Here is a 592-nt window from a genome sequence, read left to right as displayed (position 1 = left end):
AACAATCTAAACATCAACACTAAAAACAACACTCATCTAAAAGGCTCAATGATAGCTGCAGGTAATTATGAAACCATCACAGATAAAAACAATAACAAACAAAACATATTTATAGACAATAAAAATCTAAATTTAAACACAAACACTCTAACCTATGAAAACCTATCAAATACAAGCTATACTAAAGGAACAAATTTAAGTATAGGTTTAAACTATGCTTTTAAAGACAATCAAATAAAAAAACAAGATAACACAACAAACAATAAAGACAATCAAGATAAAACAACCAATCCAACAGATATAGCAACCAACAAAGACAACCAACCAAAAGATCTAAACAACAAAATAACATCAGCCACTTACTCAAATAACCGTAATCTAAGCTATAACCACTCAAAAACACTAGCTACTATAGGGCAAGGCAGTCTAAACATAAAAGATAAAGATAGTTCAGATGATACAGATAGACTAAATAGAGATACAAAAAAGATAAACAAAGAGCTATACAATACAAACATATCATCAAATGTAGATGCAACAATAGATACAAGACTATTTAGTAAAGATGGACGAGAACAGGTTAAGCAAGAAT

The 592-nt window shown here is 29.1% G+C and carries 1 protein-coding gene; it reads left to right on the top strand.

Annotated elements, in window-relative coordinates; all coding sequences use genetic code 11:
• Positions 1–592 (top strand): hypothetical protein (locus U5B17_RS09665; RefSeq protein WP_430805141.1); only part of this gene is annotated, 592 nt, incomplete at both ends.

Origin of the sequence: Campylobacter australis (assembly GCF_050586305.1) — a bacterium.
GTDB lineage: Bacteria > Campylobacterota > Campylobacteria > Campylobacterales > Campylobacteraceae > Campylobacter_A.
Note: the sequence above shows the minus strand (reverse complement) of the source record. Positions and strands in the feature narration are given on the sequence as shown.